The sequence below is a fragment of the Cytobacillus luteolus genome, assembly GCF_017873715.1.
In the GTDB taxonomy this organism is placed as follows: domain Bacteria; phylum Bacillota; class Bacilli; order Bacillales; family Bacillaceae_L; genus Bacillus_BV; species Bacillus_BV luteola.
In genome coordinates this window covers 504316-523183 of sequence record NZ_JAGGKM010000002.1, presented here as the reverse complement: position 1 = coordinate 523183, position 18868 = coordinate 504316, and the positions used below count along the sequence as shown (strand labels likewise).

The 18868-nt window shown below is 35.4% G+C and carries 22 protein-coding genes; 18 read left to right on the top strand and 4 right to left on the bottom strand.

Annotation, left to right across the window (positions count from 1 at the left end):
* Positions 1-320: 320 nt before the first annotated feature.
* Entirely contained in the window at positions 321-1004 is a 684-nt protein-coding gene (locus J2Z26_RS07480; RefSeq protein WP_193537014.1) for a DUF3993 domain-containing protein, read from the top strand.
* Position 1005: 1 nt separating this feature from the next.
* Here the strand turns inward: J2Z26_RS07480 and J2Z26_RS07475 are convergent, their stop codons facing one another.
* Entirely contained in the window at positions 1006-1959 is a 954-nt protein-coding gene (locus J2Z26_RS07475; protein ID WP_193537012.1) for an MBL fold metallo-hydrolase, read from the bottom strand.
* Positions 1960-2135: 176 nt separating this feature from the next.
* Here J2Z26_RS07475 and J2Z26_RS07470 point away from each other — a divergent pair, with 176 nt between their 5' ends.
* The 7 genes from J2Z26_RS07470 (at position 2136) to J2Z26_RS07440 (ending at position 6365) form a co-directional block, all read left to right on the top strand.
* Positions 2136-2372, top strand: coding sequence for a YkuJ family protein (locus J2Z26_RS07470; protein ID WP_193472589.1), 237 nt, complete (start codon positions 2136-2138; stop codon positions 2370-2372).
* Positions 2373-2410: 38 nt separating this feature from the next.
* Complete coding sequence (locus J2Z26_RS07465; protein ID WP_193537010.1) at positions 2411-2788, top strand: YueI family protein; 378 nt, start codon at positions 2411-2413, stop codon at positions 2786-2788.
* Between the two features lie 17 nt (positions 2789-2805).
* Positions 2806-2949: a hypothetical protein gene (locus J2Z26_RS07460; protein ID WP_193537008.1), complete on the top strand. Its 144-nt coding sequence runs from the start codon at positions 2806-2808 to the stop codon at positions 2947-2949.
* 369 nt (positions 2950-3318) lie between these two features.
* Entirely contained in the window at positions 3319-3837 is a 519-nt protein-coding gene (locus J2Z26_RS07455; protein WP_193537369.1) for a ribonuclease H-like YkuK family protein, read from the top strand.
* Between the two features lie 81 nt (positions 3838-3918).
* On the top strand, positions 3919-4113 hold the full coding sequence (gene abbA / locus J2Z26_RS07450) for an antirepressor AbbA (protein WP_193537006.1): 195 nt from the start codon (positions 3919-3921) through the stop codon (positions 4111-4113).
* Positions 4114-4336: 223 nt separating this feature from the next.
* Complete coding sequence (gene cbpB, locus J2Z26_RS07445; protein WP_193537004.1) at positions 4337-4780, top strand: cyclic-di-AMP-binding protein CbpB; 444 nt, start codon at positions 4337-4339, stop codon at positions 4778-4780.
* Between the two features lie 79 nt (positions 4781-4859).
* Positions 4860-6365, top strand: coding sequence for an MDR family MFS transporter (locus tag J2Z26_RS07440; protein ID WP_193537002.1), 1506 nt, complete (start codon positions 4860-4862; stop codon positions 6363-6365).
* 23 nt (positions 6366-6388) lie between these two features.
* On the opposite strand, the gene J2Z26_RS07435 is transcribed toward J2Z26_RS07440, so the two are convergent.
* Together J2Z26_RS07435 and J2Z26_RS07430 are read right to left on the bottom strand one after the other, a co-directional pair.
* Positions 6389-6757: a VOC family protein gene (locus tag J2Z26_RS07435; protein WP_193537000.1), complete on the bottom strand. Its 369-nt coding sequence runs from the start codon at positions 6755-6757 to the stop codon at positions 6389-6391.
* 13 nt (positions 6758-6770) lie between these two features.
* On the bottom strand, positions 6771-7502 hold the full coding sequence (locus J2Z26_RS07430) for a sulfite exporter TauE/SafE family protein (protein ID WP_193536998.1): 732 nt from the start codon (positions 7500-7502) through the stop codon (positions 6771-6773).
* A gap of 121 nt (positions 7503-7623) precedes the next feature.
* On the opposite strand from J2Z26_RS07430, the gene J2Z26_RS07425 reads away from it, so the two are divergent.
* The 4 genes from J2Z26_RS07425 to J2Z26_RS07410 all read left to right on the top strand — a co-directional run bounded on the left by J2Z26_RS07425 (position 7624) and on the right by J2Z26_RS07410 (position 10854).
* Positions 7624-8499: a LysR family transcriptional regulator gene (locus J2Z26_RS07425; RefSeq protein ID WP_319638057.1), complete on the top strand. Its 876-nt coding sequence runs from the start codon at positions 7624-7626 to the stop codon at positions 8497-8499.
* Positions 8500-8603: 104 nt separating this feature from the next.
* The gene (dapD, locus tag J2Z26_RS07420; protein ID WP_193536994.1) at positions 8604-9323 is read left to right on the top strand and encodes a 2,3,4,5-tetrahydropyridine-2,6-dicarboxylate N-acetyltransferase; all 720 of its coding nucleotides are present in this window, start codon (positions 8604-8606) and stop codon (positions 9321-9323) included.
* A 53-nt stretch (positions 9324-9376) separates the two neighbouring features.
* A complete protein-coding gene (locus J2Z26_RS07415) occupies positions 9377-10504 on the top strand; it encodes an N-acetyldiaminopimelate deacetylase (RefSeq protein ID WP_193536993.1) in 1128 nt (375 codons plus the stop codon).
* 92 nt (positions 10505-10596) lie between these two features.
* Positions 10597-10854: a YkuS family protein gene (locus J2Z26_RS07410; RefSeq protein WP_193536991.1), complete on the top strand. Its 258-nt coding sequence runs from the start codon at positions 10597-10599 to the stop codon at positions 10852-10854.
* Between the two features lie 58 nt (positions 10855-10912).
* Here J2Z26_RS07410 and J2Z26_RS07405 read toward each other — a convergent pair whose 3' ends face one another.
* Positions 10913-11743 carry a mechanosensitive ion channel family protein gene (locus J2Z26_RS07405; RefSeq protein ID WP_193536989.1) on the bottom strand — a complete coding sequence of 277 codons (831 nt, stop codon included), beginning with the start codon at positions 11741-11743 and terminating at the stop codon, positions 10913-10915.
* Positions 11744-12087: 344 nt separating this feature from the next.
* Between J2Z26_RS07405 and J2Z26_RS07400 the strand changes: the two genes are divergently transcribed.
* The 6 genes from J2Z26_RS07400 (at position 12088) to J2Z26_RS07375 (ending at position 18841) form a co-directional block, all read left to right on the top strand.
* Positions 12088-12636 carry a peroxiredoxin gene (locus J2Z26_RS07400; protein WP_193536987.1) on the top strand — a complete coding sequence of 183 codons (549 nt, stop codon included), beginning with the start codon at positions 12088-12090 and terminating at the stop codon, positions 12634-12636.
* A 91-nt stretch (positions 12637-12727) separates the two neighbouring features.
* Entirely contained in the window at positions 12728-13183 is a 456-nt protein-coding gene (locus tag J2Z26_RS07395; RefSeq protein ID WP_193536985.1) for a TlpA disulfide reductase family protein, read from the top strand.
* 258 nt (positions 13184-13441) lie between these two features.
* Positions 13442-15196 carry an ABC transporter ATP-binding protein gene (locus J2Z26_RS07390; RefSeq protein ID WP_193536983.1) on the top strand — a complete coding sequence of 585 codons (1755 nt, stop codon included), beginning with the start codon at positions 13442-13444 and terminating at the stop codon, positions 15194-15196.
* A 14-nt stretch (positions 15197-15210) separates the two neighbouring features.
* Positions 15211-17037 (top strand): ABC transporter ATP-binding protein, encoded by a 1827-nt coding sequence (locus J2Z26_RS07385; protein ID WP_193536981.1) that lies wholly within the window; start codon positions 15211-15213, stop codon positions 17035-17037.
* A gap of 108 nt (positions 17038-17145) precedes the next feature.
* Positions 17146-18078, top strand: a complete 933-nt coding sequence (locus tag J2Z26_RS07380) for a DUF4349 domain-containing protein (RefSeq protein WP_193536979.1) — start codon at positions 17146-17148, stop codon at positions 18076-18078.
* A gap of 100 nt (positions 18079-18178) precedes the next feature.
* Positions 18179-18841, top strand: a complete 663-nt coding sequence (locus J2Z26_RS07375) for a potassium channel family protein (protein ID WP_193536977.1) — start codon at positions 18179-18181, stop codon at positions 18839-18841.
* The last annotated feature ends 27 nt before the right edge of the window (positions 18842-18868 follow it).

Below are 18868 nucleotides of genomic sequence, written 5' to 3'. Positions count from 1 at the left end.
TGTCTTTGTGGTTTTTTTGTAGTTCTCTTTTCTTAGTAATAGTGTGCTTTTAATATATAACGAATAGTAAATTACAACGGAAAGGAACGGTCCAGTTCAGATTTTTCTGTCGACAGTTTATACGTAATCTAAACAAAATCCACCTTAATATCTCATATTAACTGAACATATTTTGTTTGTAATCGTGAGAAAGGGGGAATATTGTTCGTACAGGCAATAACCTGTCAAAAGGTGAGGGATTTTTACGAACGATTAATGGCCTTTAAGAAACGTAATGTTGATACAATGATAAGTACAAGCCTTAAGGAAAGGGTGATATTTTGAGTAAGCGTCATTATTATTTAATTATGTCCGTTATTGTACTAGGATTTCTATTCCATCATCAGACTGTAAAGGCACAAGAAGCATTTACTAGGGAAGAAGCATTGGACTTTCTTAAGGATGCATATAAAGCACAAACTTCTTTAGGGGAAAAGTATCAAACCTATAAAGAGTCAAGAGATACGTTAGATCCTTATTTTACTGACGATTATGCAAAGTTATTCCTAGAGGAAAACCTTGTTTATGAAGAAGAGGGGTATACTATTTACGGTTCAGATTTTGCGCTGTACTATATTCCTTTTTATTCATATACAGACGACACAAAATTTATATATGATTCAGAGAAGAATCAAATCTATGTATATGAGTTCTTTCAAAAACCTGAAGAGGGTCCTGTAGATTATGACGATCATTTTGAAACAGTAATTTTAGTAGAAGATGAAGGCCACTGGAAGGTTAATGAATTTGTAGAAAGTACTAAAAAGCCAGCTTTTATTAAAAGTATAGAAGAAAAGTCACTTTCAAAGAATACACTACCAAAAACAGAATTTAGGATGGTTCCAACACAAGATCATTCATATATTTCGTATCAACATTGGGGAAGCTACTTTGTCTTACAAATGGAATATCAGAATCAATTCACTTACATCACAAAAAAGGAACCCTTAAGGTTCCTTTTTTAAATTATTTTTTAAGTAAGTAATCAATAATTCCCATTGCACACACCTCTAAATCTAAATCAAGAATAGAATAGACCTCATGATTTCTCGATATACCTAGTGTATCAAGGTGAAGGATAATTGCCTCAAGAAGCCGAGCTTTTACTGCTTCTTTTTGTTCTATGAAAGATAGATCATGAGTGTTTTTTAGACCCTCTTCACCTGAAGCGACAAAGATAGGGATCCAATGTTGAATTTGTTTAAATATTTCTTGAACGTTTGTAGACATACCAAAGTGACCAAAATAAATTGAACGGGGCGAAAGCTCTTTTATTCGTCTAGTTGAACTCAACATGACATCCGGATCGAATTGGTTAGGAGAGGTTGTTGGTAAGTAAAGTTCGACTCCTTCTTTCATTAGTTCCTGGTAGTAAATACCAATTGTATCTCCAGTAAATATCCCATTACTAACTGATTCATGTATACTAAAATGATGATTTGCGTGCCCTGGGGTGTCATAGAAAGTTAAAGTGCAGTCCGAAGACAATTTTAGTGATTCACCATCTTGCATTGTTATGATTTTTTCCTCAGGAATAGGTAAAATTGGTTCAAATAATTCTTCAAATTTTTTACCATATACAGCCTTTGCTCCAGCAATTAATCTTGAAGGGTTAGCTAGATGTCTTGCTCCTTTTGGATGAACAACAACCTTCGCATTAGAACATTTTTCTAGTAAAAGTCCAGCTCCTCCTGCATGGTCGAGGTGAATGTGTGTTACAATGATATACTCAACCTCTTCAGGTTGGATATCCAGCTTATGTAGACCTTCTAGGATAAAAGGGATTGAAGGGCTTGCACATGTTTCAACAATGGCTAGCTTCTCCTCTTTTATAACATATGTACCTGTTCTAGCCGATCTACCTAAATCAAAGTCATCAATTAAGGTGATACTTTCATTTAATCTAATTAACTGATTCATGTATTCAACTCCCTAAAATTAGTGTAGTGTATTCAGTTTACAGGAAATTGATTTAAAATTCTAATTATAGAGAATAACAAGAATTTCAAAATCAAAATGTTTTTGGATAGAACATTGTGGATTGTTAATGCTAATATAAAAGGGAAGTCACACTGTAATAAGAAAGGAGAGGGACAATGTCACAGCTTCAAGGAATTTTAACGCGTCTAATTAGTCTTCAAGAAAAATCAGATGGTGGAGAACCACCTCAACGTTTTTTTGAGGTGAATGGTGAGAAAAAGTGTAGTGTAAAGTATTTTGATAAAACAGGAACCTTTGAGTTGGAAATTTATCAACAAGGGGAAAAGCCGAAATCCTATCAGTTTGATAATGTAGATATGATTGCTATTGAGATTTTTGATTTAATTAGCTAATAGTAATTAACACAATTAAATGTGCTCAGAGGTGAATAATGAGCGAAAATATTCAGGACTATCTAAATAGAGGCATGTATGGAAATAAAGAAACAAACGTGGATGAGCGGAAACTATATCTTTCAACGATCAGAGAACGAGTAATTGTCGCCTTAACTAATCGACAGGTTATGAAGAATGAGTCGTACGCCCCCATCGTTGAGTTGATAAAAAATTATCCAGACTGTCACATGTATTTAGATGGAGATTTGAATTATTCATATTTATCTAAATACATAAAGATTGTTAATAAGTTAAATATTCCCTTTACAATTTTTAATGATGTAAATCATGAAACAGAACTTGGATTAGTGTTGGCAACGAAGAATAGAGCCATCAATAAGAACGATATTTTTGTGCCGGAAGGTGAATTCTAAACAATAGGAGGCTTTTCATGGATCCAATTGTTACTTGTCCGAAATGTCAATCGAAAGCAAGATTTGAAGAGGTCTTAACTGCTCAATCTAATCAAAATGTTATTTATCGCTGTTCACAATGTGATTACACAAAACGCAATATTGAAACAAGTAAAGGGTAAAAAAAGTCTTTCAAGCGATTGAAAGGCTTTTTTATTTTGTAACTTTTGATCTAGACCGCTCCTTTTCGCTGCAGGCACTTGCTTTTTGCGGGGAATCATGAAAAAGCCCAACTGCCGGCTTTTTCAAGGGCGGATTCCCATCGGGGAGGAAGTCGATCCTCCTCAACGTTCCGTCTGCTGGGTCTCGACCTTTCCTCAACTTCTGAGCAGGAGTCAAGTGCCTTCCGCTCCAATCCACTAAGTGAAAATATACTAAAAAGCAATGATTTATATGTGCTTAAAACAACCTTTCATATCTCCTATATATTTTTTAACATCTTTCTTAAGTTGGACGTATAGTATATAAAAGAGAACAAAAGGAGCTGTTGTATCATCGAATCGTTTAGGTTTTATAATGTGTCTGAAAAGGATATGGATTTTGAGTTGGTATTGACTCGAATGAAGGATTTTATGAAGAAGGATCCACGTTCACGTTATGTTCTTTCCATTGGAACTGATTCACATGTGCATCAAACCGAAACTCGATTTATTACAGCGATTCACTTACACCGTGTGGGGAAAGGTGCATGGGGATGCTTAAGAAATTATAATGTTAAACGACCCCTAAAAAGTATAAGAGAAAAAATTTCCTTAGAAACTTCATTCAGTCAAGAAATTGCCTATTTATTTTCCCCGGAGGACTTAGCTGACTTAACTGAAATCATTCTTCCGTATGCTGATGAAGGAGCTGATTTAACTATTGAGATACATTTGGATATTGGTAGTAGAGGAGCAACAAAGGAACTAATTCAGGATATGACAGGAAGAATAACTGCTATGGGTCTTGAAGCAAAAATAAAACCTGAGTCTTATGCTGCTTTCAGTTATGCCAACCGCTATACCAAGTAGTTGTAAATTATTGACAAGCATGTTTCCCTCTCTTTGAAACTATAAATTAATAACCAGATTTCTTAGTTGGAGGGAAAAGCAATGATAAACGGCACATTAAATAGGCTTACAAGGGATGAACAAGCTTTGTTATTAGAAGTTCTATTTAGTCAACGATATGCATTAGACCTAGTAAGTGTTGAAATCGCAGACATCGAGAACGGTTCAAAACCAACAGACGAACTCGTATACAAGCGCTTAATTGCCCTATATGATAAACTTATAGATGAAATATAGAATGATACGACTATTACTTAAAGTGATAGTCTTTTTTTCGGAATTGTTCATTAAACATTGTTTGATAGGACTTTAGAAAAAAGTGACCTCATACCTATCCGTAATGTGTTAAAATATAAAATGAAATTATGAATATTCATGCTAGCCGTAATACGAAATTAAGCAAAATGCATATAGTATACTATAGATAAAGAGAATTATTAGTGATAAGGGGAATGCAATCATGATTAGCCTCCAAAGTAATGAATTTTTAGAAACAACAATTAAGGACCTAATAATACAATCCGATAAGGTAGCGCACGTTCAAATAGGTAATAACCTCGAACATGCTTTGCTGGTTCTAACAAAAACAGGTTATACAGCCGTACCGGTATTAGACCCGTATTACAAGTTGCACGGGCTCATTAGTTCTACACACATCTTTGATTCAATTCTCGGTTTAGAACGAATTGAGTTTGAAAGATTAGAAGCTATGAAGGTTGAAGAAGTAATGAATAGGGATATACCTGTTCTAAAGCTAAATGATAAAGTAGAAAAAGGTTTAGAGCTGGTTGTTGATCATCCTTTTGTTTGTGTCGAAAATGAAGAGAACTTTTTTGAAGGAATTTTTACAAGGCGTGCTGTTCTTAAACAATTAAACAAGCATGTTAAAAAGCTAAATAAATAACACGATGGTGATACCGTAAAGACCTTCAGACAGAAGGTCTTTACTATTTTAGACTCTAGTTGAAGAGGTGAGGGTAGGAATGGGACAAGCTATTTCAAGTAAAGCTGGACGATTATCTCAGCCTAATCAAACAAAGAGACCTTTAGTTCTGGCAGCAGTGATGTTAGCGATGTTTATGGCGGCAATTGAAGCAACGATTGTTTCCACCGCAATGCCTGCAATTGTAGGGGACTTAGGAGGATTTTCTCTTTATAGTTGGGTATTTTCGGCTTACTTATTAATGAATGCGGTTACGGTTTTAATTTATGGGAAGTTATCCGATTTATTTGGACGAAAGCCTATTTTAATTTTTGGTATAGTCGTCTTCTTGATTGGATCTGTGCTATGTGGATTTGCAAGTAATATGGAAATGCTTATCCTGTTTAGATTTATACAAGGATTTGGAGCAGGGGCAGTGATGCCAATAGCATCTACCATTGTAGGTGATATGTACACAAAAGAAGAGAGAGCGAAAATACAAGGGTATCTCTCGAGTGTATGGGGAATCTCAGCGATTATGGGACCGGCACTTGGAGGAATATTTGTTGAGTATGTTAGCTGGCGATTGGTGTTCTGGGTTAATGTTCCACTCGGAATACTAGCGATTATTGTTCTGGTATTATTCTTACATGAGGGAATAGAAAAGAAAAAGCATTCGATAGATTACATAGGAGCTGTATTATTATTTGTGGCAATTAGTGCAATAATGATCGTCCTTGTTGAGGGTGGAGTTCATTGGTCTTGGACATCTACTCAATCCCTAACATTAATAGTGGTCGCTTTAATTGCATTAGTATTATTTGTAATTCAAGAAAATAGAGCAAAAGAACCAATGATGCCATTTACAATTTGGAAGGAAAAATCGATATTTATAGCAAATATAACCTCTTTAACAACAGGTGTGATGCTAATTGGAATTTCGAGTTTTTTACCTGCTTTTGTTCAAGGTGTTATGGAAAGATCTCCAATTGTAGCTGGCTTCACTCTTACAACAATGTCAATTGGGTGGCCGATAGCTGCTACTGTCGCAGGCCGAATGCTACTAAAGGTTGGTTTCAGGACTACATCCCTTATTGGTGGTGTCGCATTAGTGTTAGGGAGTATTATTTTCCTTACGTTATCACCAGATGATGGTCCGGTATGGGCCGCTTTTGGATCATTTATGGTTGGTATCGGGATGGGGATGACAACCACATCGTTTATTGTTTCCATTCAGAGCACTGTTGAATGGCAAATGAGAGGTGTAGCAACTGCAGCAAATATGTTTATGAGAACTTTAGGAAGTACTGTAGGAGCAGCGTTATTAGGTGGGATTCTTAATAGTAAGCTACAGTCCTATATTCAAGCTGAAGGAATTGAAAATGTTTCATTAGATTCAACAAACGTCCTTTTAAATGAGGAAGAGCGAAATGCTTTAACTGAAAGTGTTAGATCTGTACTTCAAGATGGACTAACTTTATCCTTGCACTATGTGTATTGGGGAGTCTTTATTTTTGCAGTTATTAGTTTTCTGTTGATTATGTTTTTGCCTAAAGGGGAAAAGTAAAAAGCATCCAACTGGATGCTTTTTTACCTTTTTTCCAAGAACTCCATGCGATTTCCATACGGGTCAAAGAATGAGAAACGGCTAACATTTGGAATTGGTTTTTCATCTTGCGTTGTAACATTATGCCTTTCTAAATACGTTTTTGTTTCTACTAGATTACCAATCTCAAAGGCTGGATGGCGTTTACTTTTGTAGTTTCCCATGTCTTCAGCACCAAGATGAAGTTCGATTTCCCCAATTTTGTACCATAGTCCACCGTTTGCCTTTAGAGACTCTGGTTTTTCGATTTCAATAAGACCAAGGACGTCAGTATAAAACCTTCGAGCATTTTCCTCTTCACCAAATGGAATACAAATTTGTACATGGTCTAGTCTCTTAAATTGAATCTTCATTTTGTCCTCCTAATTAAAAGAATCTTAGAAATAGATAAAGGATTAGTACGACTGTAACAATACGTAGAATAATTTGTAGGTGTCTTGTTGGAAGTTTATTAGCTACTCTAACTGAGCATTGTGCACCAATAATAGAGCCTATGCCTAGAAAGACTCCAACTTTCAGATTGAAGTGCCCGGAAGATACATACATTATAAAGGCACCAAAACAACTTAAAAAGGTTTGAAATCGTGTAAAGGCCATTGATGCTATAAAAGAAAAACCATGATAAAGGTACGTATACATGGATAATGTTGCTTGACCAGGGCCAAACATGCCGTCGTAGATACCTACTCCATATAAATAAGGAAGTAGTTTTTTCGGAATGTTATTAGTTTTGCCTTCACTTGATTGAGGCTTCTTTATTAAACTTAATAATAGAGCAAAACTTAATAAGATAATAGCAAATATTGTTAAATTTTTTTCAGTAAAAGATGAAGCAATTGCTCCTCCTGTCATACCTCCGATAAGGCTAAATGGAGAAATAATAAGAGCTGACTTCAGTGTGATTTTTTTTTCTTTCAATAATACAGCGAAGCTCGAAAATGAACTAAACGTATTTGAAAACTTGTTTGCTGAAATAGCTGAATGGATAGGCACACCTATTACTAACATGGCTGGTAAACTAATCATACCTCCACCACCTGCAATGGTTCCAATAAATGTAGCTAGGAATCCAACTAAAATTAATAGGATTTCAGTCAAATACTAAACCGCCTTTCGATTACTTTCTAGCTAAATTTTATACTTATAAATGTGATAATGAAATTACGGAATTATTAAGATATACTATAAGTAAATCTTATAGGTGTGGAGAGGTGATCATTTGCAGTTCTCAGAATTTAAAATGCTGGTTGTGCTTGCGGAAGAAATGAATATGAGAAAGGCGTCTGAGAAATTATTTGTGTCGCAGCCAGCGCTTTCACAACGCTTACAGACAATTGAAAAGTCTTGGGGTACTCAAATATTTTTAAGGTCTCAGAAGGGTCTTACAACCACGCCTGCTGGAGAAAGAATTATTGAGTATGCAAAAGAAGTTGTGGAAAAAGAGGAGATCATTCGTGAAGAAATACAAGGATTGGATTTTGGCATTCATGGAACACTAAAATTGGCTTGTGCATCTATTATAGGTCAAAATTGGTTACCACAAATCTTAAAACGATATGTTACAGCCTATCCACATGCAAAAATATCTCTACTAACAGGTTGGAGTAGTGAAATTTTAAAAAATCTTTATGATAATTCAGTGCATATCGGGATTATTAGAGGGAATCCAGACTGGAAGGGTGTTAAAGAGCATTTACTAACAGATACTTTATATCTAGTTGACACAGAAATTAGTAAAATTGAGCAGGTACTGGAGACAGAAAGACCTTTCATTCAATTTAAAAGTGATTCAACATACTATCAAGAAATTCAGGAATGGTGGTATAGCAAATTTCAAACCCCACCTAAACGGACCATTGTTGTTGATCAAATTGAAACTTGTAAACAAATGACATTAAATGGGATTGGCTATGCAATCCTACCCTCAATTACATTAAATAAGTCGGATACAAATATCTATAAGATCCCTTTATTAAATGAACAGGATGAACCAATAAAACGTGACACCTGGCTTGTTGGATACGAATCAGCATTTGAGTTAAAACAAGTTCAGGCTTTTGTTGAAATCATGAAGGATAGTGCCAAACATTTGTAGTGCAATGAAGGACTATTTTCTTGTCACATATGTTTTTGTTTGATACATTAATTAGGTAAAGTTTATATTCTAGGATTTATAGCATATTAAGGAGGAAACTACATATGAAAATGATGGATGCAAATGAAATTATTTCGTTTATTCAAAATAGTGTTAAATCTACACCTGTAAAAGTGTATGTAAAGGGAAATTTAGAAGGAATTGACTTTGGTGCAAACTCTAAAGCGTTTTTAACTGGTAACACTGGTGTTGTATTCGGTGAATGGAAAGACATTAAAGCTGCAATTGAAGCGAATGAAGCAAATATTGAAGATTACGTTGTTGAAAATGATCGCCGTAACTCAGCGATTCCTCTATTAGATCTTAAGGGAATTAAAGCTCGTATTGAGCCAGGTGCTATTATTCGTGACCAAGTAGAAATAGGTGATAATGCTGTAATTATGATGGGTGCTTCTATCAACATTGGAGCAGTTGTTGGTGAAGGTACGATGATTGACATGAATACTGTTTTAGGAGGTCGTGCTACTGTTGGTAAGAACTGTCATATCGGTGCTGGTTCTGTCTTAGCAGGAGTAATTGAGCCGCCTTCAGCAAAACCGGTTGTGGTTGAAGATGATGTAGTTATCGGAGCAAATGCAGTTGTTCTTGAAGGTGTTACAGTTGGGCAAGGTGCTGTCGTGGCAGCTGGTGCTATTGTAATTGAAGATGTTCCTCCATATACAGTGGTTGCTGGTACACCTGCACGTGTAATTAAGAAAATTGATGAAAAAACAAAAGCGAAAACTGAAATCAAACAAGAGCTTCGTCAATTAAACGAAGAGTAAAACCGTAGGCGTGGATTATTATAATCCGCGCCATTTATATAGGAGGAACTAAGATGGATGCACTTCATCCCTTTGTGAAAATTAGAAGAGATTTACATAGAATACCTGAACTAGGTTTTCAGGAATACAAGACACAAAGCTACCTGCTAAACTATATTGAAAGTTTAGCGGGTGAACACGTGGAAATAAAAAAATGGCGGACAGGTTTATTTGTAAAGGTTAAAGGGACCAATCCCTCAAAACTAATTGGGTATCGAGCTGATATTGATGGGCTTCCTATTGAGGAACAAACAGATTATGAATTCAAATCAGAACACTTAGGACGTATGCATGCATGTGGACATGACCTTCATATGAGTATTGCATTAGGTGTTATGACTTCCGTTGTTTCAAATCGACTGAAAGATGATGTCTTATTTATTTTTCAGCCTGCAGAAGAAGGGCCTGGTGGCGCTCTCCCGATGCTTCAAAGTGAGATTATGATTGAGTGGAAGCCAGATATTCTATTTGCACTACATATTGCTCCAGAATATGAAGTAGGAACAATTGCTACAAAGACGGGTCTTTTGTTTGCCAATACATCTGAACTCTATATTGACTTGAAAGGAAAGGGAGGTCATGCGGCATATCCTCATTTAACAAATGATATGATTGTTGCCGGATGTAATTTGGTGACACAACTTCAATCAATCATCTCTAGAAATGTAAACCCGTTAGATAGTGCTGTCATTACTATAGGGAAAATTACTGGAGGTACGGTACAAAATATTATTGCAGAAAATGCAAGGCTTGAAGGAACCATTCGGACTCTATCGGAACAATCAATGGTAAAGGTGAAAAAAAGGATAGAAGAGCTTGTTAATGGTATTGAAATTGGCTACCAATGTGAAGCAAAGATTGATTACGGTGCTATGTACCATCAGGTATATAATGAATCTGAGACGACGCTGGAATTTATGAATTTTGTACGTGAACAACCGGATGTGACGTTATTCGAGTGTAATGAAGCCATGACTGGAGAAGACTTTGGATATATGATTAAGGATATTCCAGGTTTTATGTTTTGGCTCGGTGTAAAATCAGATTTTGGCTTACATCACTCAAAGTTAACACCAAACGAAGACGCTATTCCTGTTGCCATTGAGCTTATTTCAAATTATCTGCAATTTAAAGGAAATTAGTAGAAGGAAATTTTTCACTCCTCATTTATTTGTCCGAGAATAAACAGTAAGAAATTGAGACAAATTAACCTATATGAGGAGGTGGATGAGTAATGGCAAAAGTCGGAGTTGAAGGTTCATTAACAGATGTTCAACAAGCTTTACAAGAAAGAGGATATGAGGTTATTCAATTAAAACAAGAAAGTGATGCACAAGGCTGTGACTGTTGTGTATTAACTGGACTTGATTCTAATGTGATGGGTATGGCTGATACAGTTACTAAAGGATCAGTAATTGAAGCTAATGGTTTAACAGCAGACCAAGTATGTCAAGAAGTTGAAAGTAGATTAAATCGTACTCAAAATTCATAATTTATGTAAAAAAAGACTAGGTAGCTGCTACCTAGTCTTTACTTATTAATTCAATGCTCTATTTTTTCTCGATATACACTTGATGAGGGAAAGGAATTTCAATTCCGTTAGCATCTAGTGCTTCTTTTAGTGCTTTACGAAGCTTTCTTTCAACAGCCCATTGACCACCATTTTCAGTTTTTGCAATAACACGTATTACTACATCAGATGCTCCTAGCGTTTGAACACCAAGCACATTTGGACCATCTTTAATCGAATCATCTTCTTTAGCAATCTGGTCACAAACCTCTTGTAATACAGTTACCGCTTTATCAATATCGTCATCATATGAAATTCCAATATCAACAAGTGCACGCATATTTCCTCTGGAGTGGTTACTCAAGCTTGATATTTGACGGTTTGGTAGATAGTGTAACGTACCATCAAACCCTCTGATTTGCGTTGTACGTAACCCTACAGACTCGACAATTCCAGAAAAACCTGCAGTAGTCACATAATCATCTACATCAATTTGTTTTTCGAGTAATAAAAAGAATCCAGTAACAACATCACTTACAAGTCCTTGAGCACCAAAACCAATTGCTAAACCTATTACTCCTGCTCCAGCAAGAATGGCTGTAGCGTCATAATTGAACACTTGAAATACCATAACTACAAAAATGAAGATTAACACATAAGACAATACATTGATTGTTAAGGCTTCTAAAGTTTTAGCACGGCCTTTTGAAATTTCATCACGTTTTGTGACTTTTTCAAATGACCTTTTTATTATTTTGTTACCTACTGCTTTAACGATAAGAAAAACAATAATAATAGCCAAAAGTTTTAGGATAATTACACTGCCAACTGTAATAATTGTTGACCAATCGATATTAAAATTAAAATCCATACTATGTATCTTCCTTTCCTATTTACTAATAATGCATATTGTTTTATTCCCTGAGTAAAATTTGGTAAACTAAAATCATAGTGAAAATTGTAACATAGTGACGAAAGAAATCAAATGATACACACTTAGGTCATATCTGTATGTTTAAAGCTAGGTTAAACCGGGAATAATTACTTTGGGTTAATTTATTAAGGATTTTAGGATTCTTTTTTAAATTAATTATTACTTAAAATTGACTCAAAACAATCGTTATTTTATACTAATTATTGTGATTAAAATAGCTATAAATGATATTGAGGTATTCCTCATTCTCATTTACTATTATTTATTGGAGGGAATTACATATGGCAGAACGTATGGTTGGTAAACAAGCACCACGCTTTGAAATGGATGCAGTATTAGCGAACAAGGAATTTGGAAAAGTTAGTCTTGAAGAAAACATGAAAAACGACAAGTGGACAGTACTTTTCTTCTATCCAATGGACTTCACTTTCGTTTGTCCAACTGAAATCACAGCTTTATCAGATCGCTACGATGAGTTTGAAGACTTAGATGCAGAAGTAATTGGAGTATCTACTGATACAATCCACACTCACTTAGCATGGATTAACACAGATCGTAAAGAAAATGGATTAGGTGAATTAAGATATCCATTAGCTGCTGATACAAACCATGTTGTATCACGTGAGTACGGAGTATTAATTGAAGAAGAAGGAATCGCTCTTCGTGGTCTATTCGTTATCAGCCCTGAAGGTGAATTAATGTACTCTGTGGTTAACCACAACAACATCGGTCGTGACGTAGAAGAAACACTTCGCGTACTTCAAGCACTACAAACTGGTGGACTTTGCCCAGCAAACTGGAAGCCAGGACAAGCTACACTTAACGTTTAATTTTAGCATCAGTGCATATACTTTAAGGGTCTAACAGTTATGTTAGGCCTTTTCATACTATAATATTGTTCACTTATTAGGAGGAACGTTCATGAAGCTAAGAGAACCAATGCCAGAATTAGATGGCGCGAGTGCATGGTTAAATGGAGAAGTAACAAAGACTGATTTGGTTGGAGAAAGACCAACATTGATTCACTTCTGGTCAATCAGCTGTGGTCTATGTAAAGAAGCTATGCCGGATATCAATCAATTCCGTGATGAATATAAAGACAAACTAAATGTGATAGCTGTACATATGCCTCGTTCTGAAAAGGACCTAGATCTTGAGGAAATTAAAGAAGTAGCAGCTCAACATGATATTTCACAGCCCATTTATGTTGACAGTAACCATAAATTAACAGATGCATTTGAAAATCAATATGTACCTGCATATTATGTTTTTGATGCAGAAGGCAAACTACGCCATTTCCAAGCTGGCGGAAGTGGAATGAAAATGCTAACAAAGCGCGTAAACCGTGTATTAGAAGAAAACGAAAAAGCTGAATAACAATAAAAAGATCGACCCATTAGGATCGATCTTTTTTGTTTCTACACCAAAAGTCTTAGACATTAATCAGTCTAGTAGTTGATGAAAATAGGCAGAAACTTCCTTAAACTAGAAACTAGAAATGAACTATATTTCCAATTTGCCAAAAAAATTCAACATTTTCTCACAATTCACTGGAAATTTATTTCGAAACTCGATATATTTATATATACGTGTTACAGTTCACAAAAAATTCACATCGTATGGAGGGGGCTTATAATGGAAACCTTTAAGAAACTCAAAATGTTCTACTGGCCATATAAGCGGTATTTTATTTGGTCAATTTCATTCCTACTTATCGTAACTGCGATTACAGTTGTATATCCGATTGTTCTTCAATTTACAATCGATGATGTTATACGGGGTGGGCAATACCAATATGTGCCATATTTAGCATTAGGTTTTGTTGGTATTATGATTATAAAGGGAATTGCGACTTATTTTAACCAATACCTAGGTGATATGTTTGGAATTAAGTCTGTCTATTCACTTCGTAATTCTCTTTATGAAAAACTTCAATTTTTACCATTTAAGTACTATGATAATGCAAAAACCGGTGATTTAATGTCTCGTTTAACAGCAGATGTTGAAGGGTTTCGTTTCTTCCTATCCTTTGGCTTTGCGGAGTTAATTCGTTTTGTACTATTACTTGGAATTAGCTTTAGTGTTATGTTTTATTATTCAGTGCCTTTAACATTAGTAACCATTGCTTCTTTACCTTTCTTGGCGGTGGCTGTGTATAAGTTTGATAAAACAGTCCATCCAGCTTTCCGAGGCATTAGGAAGTCATTTGGAAGACTTAATACGAAGGTTCAAGAAAATATAAGTGGTATTAACACGGTAAAGTCTCTATCAAGAGAAGGTTTTGAGATTAATAAGTTTAATGATTCAAATACTGATTATAAGGATCATTATCTGAAGACATCCAATGTTTGGGCTAAGTATTTTCCGTTAATGGAGTTTATCGGTAACATCTGTGTTGTGACCTTACTCTCATTTGGTGGTTATTTAGTTATAAATAATCAGGTTACACCAGGGGAGTTAGTTGCTTTCTTTAGTTTAGTTTGGTACATTATGTGGCCAATCATGAACTTAGGGTTCGTTATTAACATGTTTTCACAATCAAAAGCATCAGGAGAAAGGCTTTTAGAAATCTTAGAAGCAGAGGAGGATATTGTTGAAAAACAAAATCCTATCAAAAAAGACCGCTTACTAGGACATGTGGAATTCAAGGATGTTACCTTAAACTACACAGAAGATGATGAAAAAGCCTTATCAAATGTTACCTTCAATGCGGAACCAGGTAAAGTTATTGGTTTGATTGGGGCAACAGGGTCAGGTAAAACTAGTATTACTCAGCTAATTACACGATTCTATGAACCTACTAGTGGACAAATTTTAATTGATGGTAAAGATGTAAGAGATTACTCTCTACATACTTTACGTAATAATATTGGTTTTGTTTTACAGGAATCTTTTCTTTTCTCATCATCGATAAAAGCCAATATTGCATACGGTAACCCAGATGCATCCATGGAGGATATTATTGATGCAGCAAAACGAGCGGATGCTCACGAATTTATTATGGAGCTACCAGATGGTTATGACACGATGTTAGGTGAGCGTGGTATGGGATTATCTGGAGGTCAAAAACAACGTATTGCTATTGCAAGGTCCATTTGTATTGACCCTAGTATTCTTATTTTGGATGATGCAACAAGTGCGGTAGATATGAAAACTGAATTTAAGATTCAAGGAGCATTAAAAGAAGTAATGAAAGGTCGTACAACATTCATTATTGCTCACCGTATTTCATCTCTTAAACATGCAGATGAAATTCTTGTACTAGATCAAGGTGTAATCGTTGAACGTGGAACACATGAAGAGTTAGTAAAAAATGAGGGACCTTATAAACGTATTTATGATATTCAATACAAAGATCAAAAAACGGTGCTTCAATCACAAACAGGATGAGGTAGGTGAACAACATGAATGAAAAGAAGGAAAAACGAAATAAACTAGATCGATTTCAATACTCAACAGATCAAGTAATCGAGAAGCCTTTTAACTGGAAGCAAATGGCCAGACTATTTAGCTATATGAAGCCCTATTCTAAGAGTCTATTACCATTAGCATTTTTAACAGTAATTGTTGCAACAGCTGTCCGTTTAATTGTACCAATCCTTATTGGTGTATATACAATGGACCATGCGATTGCAAATAAAGATTCAGATTTATTAATAAAACTAGTCTTAATTATTGCTGGTCTTTATTTCTTATCTTATTTAGCAAATACATTCCGTATTCGGTATATGAACCTACTTGGACAAAACGTAATCTATGATTTACGTAAACATTTATTTACTCATGTTCAAGGACTTTCACATCGCTTTTTTGATCAACGATCAGCAGGATCTATCCTAGTTCGAATTATGAATGATATAAACTCCTTACAGGAATTATTTACGAGCGGGGTCATTAACCTACTCATGGATTTCTTATTATTAATAGGAATTTTCGTTATCTTATTTGCATTAAGTCCAGAGTTAACGATTGCGATCTTAATTATACTTCCGATTATGTTTTTCATTTCAACAAGTTTACGTAAAAAAATAAGACGTTCTTGGCAAACAGTACGTATTAAGCAGGCAAAGCTTAATTCTCATTTAAATGAAAGCATTCAGGGAATTCGTGTTACACAGTCATTCACACAAGAAAAAGAAAATATGGCTTTCTTTGATGGCGTTAACACAGAGACATATGAAAGCTGGAGAGATGCTACTCAGAAAAATGCGATGTTTAGACCATTTGTTGAGATGTCTAACGCAATCGGTACTGCAATTTTAATTTGGTTTGGAGCAATGCTTATTCAAAACCCAGATAGTGGTGTAACCATTGGGGTATTTGTTTCATTCGCATTTTACTTAGGAATGTTCTGGGAACCAATTTCTCGTTTAGGTCAAGTTTATAACCAATTACTAATGGGAATGGCTTCATCTGAACGTATTTTTGAATTCTTAGATGAAAAGCCGATTGTTTCAGAAAAAGACGATGCTGTTTCGCTTACAGATATGAAAGGTAAAATTGAATTTGATAAGGTCGAATTCTCTTATGATGAAAAACGAAAAGCATTAAAAGGTGTTTCCTTAACGATGGAAGCGGGGCAAACTGTTGCCTTAGTTGGACATACAGGTTCAGGTAAAACAACAATTGCTAACTTAATTAGCCGTTTTTACGATGCGACAGCGGGTGATGTTAAAATTGATGGTTATAATGTAAAAGACTTATCTGTTGCAAGTGTTAGAACACAAATAAGTGTTGTTCTACAAGATACATTTATATTTTCAGGGACTATCATGGAAAATATTCGCTTCGGTCGACCAGATGCAACAGATGAAGAAGTAATTGAGGCTGCAACGGCAGTAGGCGCTGACTCATTTATTGCAAGACTACCAAAGGGCTTCGAAACTGAAGTAGAAGAGCGAGGAAATATATTATCAGTAGGAGAACGACAACTACTTTCATTTGCACGTGCATTACTAGCTGATCCAAGAATCCTCATTCTTGATGAGGCTACAGCTAGCATTGATACAGAGTCTGAGGTTAAAATTCAAACTGCACTTAAAAAATTGCTAAAAGGTAGAACAGCAATTATTATTGCGCATCGACTATCTACCATTCGTGATTCTGATAATATTATCGTGCTTGATCATGGTCAAATTATAGAGCAAGGTTCACACGATCAATTGATGAAATTACAAGGCCAATATCACAACCTAGTCAAATCACAATTTAAAATGTTAGACGTAGGGTAAGAAAACTTGAACGGGAGATATTACATCTCCCGTTTTTAAAATTTAAGAAGATTGTAACATTTCTTATTGCTCAATCGTCTATATCATAAAGGGACTAGGGGTGTTGAGATGAACAAATATAAGTTAGTAATAACCCTTGTTATTCTTTCTTTTGGCTTAATTCTGGCAGCGTGTAGTGGTGGTGCTTCAGAATCAACGGAGAATAGTAAAACTTCGATGGATATGGCAACTTCAGAGGAAGCTCCAGCAGAGGCTAAGATGGAGCAAAATAGATTAGCTGATGGAAAAAATAAGGGTGTCACTGATTCGAATAAGAGTAATCAACAAAGTAGAATGGTTATTTATCATGCGGATCTTCAATTAGAAGTGAAAGATTATAAATCCGTTCACAGTAAAATTGAGCTACTCGTAAATGAAATGAATGGCTACATTGTTGAGTCTAATGTGTATAACCATGGTGAAAACCAAATGGAAGGGAGACTAACGGTTCGAGTTCCAGAATCTCTCTTCAATTCGTTTATTTCGCAAGTAGGGGAAATGAGTGAAAAAGTTAACCACCAAAACATAACCGGGCAAGATGTAACAGAGGAATATGTAGATCTGGGATCAAGATTAAAGTCTAAAGAGGTTGTTGAGGAAAGATTGCTTCAATTTATGAGAGATGCAAAAGAAACAAAAGATCTACTACAAATATCATCCGATTTAGCTGTTGTGCAAGAAGAAATTGAACAAATCAAGGGGAGAATGAACTACCTTGAGAACCAGGCGAACTTATCGACTGTTTCGATGACATTGTATGAAAACAAGGTAATTGTACCAGAAATAGATGGTAGTGGACTGAACACATGGGATAAGACAAAAAAGCAGTTTATGGACAGCATTAACTTTATTTTAGGTGCTGTTTCCGGTTTCTTTGTTTTCTTAATTGGGAATTCACCAATCCTTTTATTACTAGGATTGCTTGGATTTGTCGTTTACCTTTTTATGAGAAAAATGGCTAGACAAAAGATACGTGAGGAACAACAAAAGTCGGGAGATTAATCTCGGCTTTTTTGTTTAATGCATACTTTTCCCTCTATTCTGTGGTAAAATTAGTACCATCTTATTATACTAGTCAGCGACAAATTCGGGGGTTTTAATTATGAAAAAAGAGTTTGCAGTAATAGGGTTAGGCCGTTTTGGTGGAAGTATATGTAGAGCCCTTAGTGAAGAGGGAATGGAAGTTATGGCCATGGATGTTATAGAGGAAAAGGTGAATGAATTTTCTTCGATAGCATCGCATGCTGTTGTTGGTGATTCTACTGATGAATCCGTTTTAAAAAGTATAGGAATCCGTAACTTTGACCATGTCATCGTAGCGATTGGAGACAATATTCAAGCTAGTATCCTAACGACTTTAATTTTGAAAGAGCTTGGGGTAAAACATATTACAGTTAAAGCTCAAAATGATTATCATGAAAAAGTCTTAAATAAAATAGGGGCTGATCAGATTGTTCACCCTGAGCGAGACATGGGTAAACGTATTGCTCATAGTATCATGTCTAATAATGTCTTGGACTACTTGGAGCTATCAGATGAACACAGTATAGTCGAGATTGTTGCTAGTCAAAGGCTTGATGGTCATACATTAATAAGTCTAGACATTCGAGCAAAATTTGGTATAAACATTGTTGCATTCAAACGGGGTAAGGATATCATTGTTTCCCCACAAGCTACTGAAGTAATTAGAAAAGGTGATATCCTCATTGTAATAGGGGCAGATGTAGATATCGACCGATTCGAAAAAACAATGATCGGTGAGTGAAAATAGATGAAAAAAGAGACAACCTCA